The sequence below is a fragment of the Amycolatopsis sp. cmx-11-12 genome (assembly GCF_046269425.1).
GTDB lineage: Bacteria > Actinomycetota > Actinomycetes > Mycobacteriales > Pseudonocardiaceae > Amycolatopsis.
The window spans coordinates 1-1,069 of sequence record NZ_JADNQM010000104.1; the positions used below are offsets into that span (position 1 = coordinate 1).

Annotated in this window: 1 protein-coding gene; it reads right to left on the minus strand. The window is 60.3% G+C overall.

The features are described from left to right. Window positions 1–1,031: group II intron reverse transcriptase/maturase (ltrA, locus tag ACLARN_RS44110; protein ID WP_409497454.1), on the minus strand; the 1,031-nt coding region annotated here is incomplete at its 3' end. Window positions 1,032–1,069: the final 38 nt, after the last annotated feature.

Sequence of the window (1,069 nt, forward strand, 5' to 3'; positions counted from 1 at the left end):
CTGCGGGTGATGACACGCACCTTTCCGATGATCCCGTTCAGGGACTTCTTGGATGGATACGTATACACTATTTTCTTGTTGAGAGTTCCAGCTTTATGGCGCCGCTGGATGCGGAACCCGAGAAAGTCGAAACCCTCATCGATATGCACGACACGGGTCTTCTCCACTGCCAGGGTCAGCCCTATTGACTGGAGAAGATCGGCGACCTCGTCGCGCAGAGCCCGGGCCAGACGCTCCGGCCCGTGCACCAGAATGACGAAATCATCCGCGTAGCGGACGAGTTTAAAGGTCGCCCCGCCCTTATTGTCACGGAACCGTTTCCGCCGCTGTGCGGCACCGGCTTCATCGACGCCGACACTGAAGGCATCCCATTTCGCCTGGAAATGGTCGTCCAGTGCCGATAACACGATATTCGCCAGCAACGGGGACAGGATCCCGCCCTGCGGTGTTCCCGTGTGGGTGTCCCGATCCACGCCATCCTCGGACAGGACCCCTGCCTTGAGGAAGGCCTTGACCAAGCCCAGGACTCGTTTGTCCTTGACACGGCGACGCACCCGGTCCATCAGGGCCACGTGGTCGATCTTGTCAAAACACGCCTCGATATCCGCCTCGAACACCCAAACATAATGTCGGGAGGCGAAGTGGTGAACCTCGGCGATCGCGTCCTGCGCACGATGCTTCGGGCGGAACCCGTGACTGACGGGCTGAAAATCCGCCTCGAAGATCGGCTCCAGCAACAGCTTCAGTACCGCTTGCACGACCCGGTCCGCTGCTGTCGGAATACCCAGCCGACGTTTCCTGGTGGTGCCCGGCTTCGGAATCAGCCGTTCCCGCACGGGATGCGGAACAAACGTCCGGTCTTTCACATCCAGACGCAACGCCGCGAGGAAATTGACACCCTCCCGCGGGAGATCATTCGGGGCGACCCCGTCAACTCCCGCGGTGCGGCCACCTGCATTTCCCCGGACTCGTTCCCATGCGTGCACCAGAAACGCCGGATCATACATAAGATTGTACAGATCGCTGAACACGCGACCCGGATCCCGGGTCGCCCACAAGTGCAGTTTGG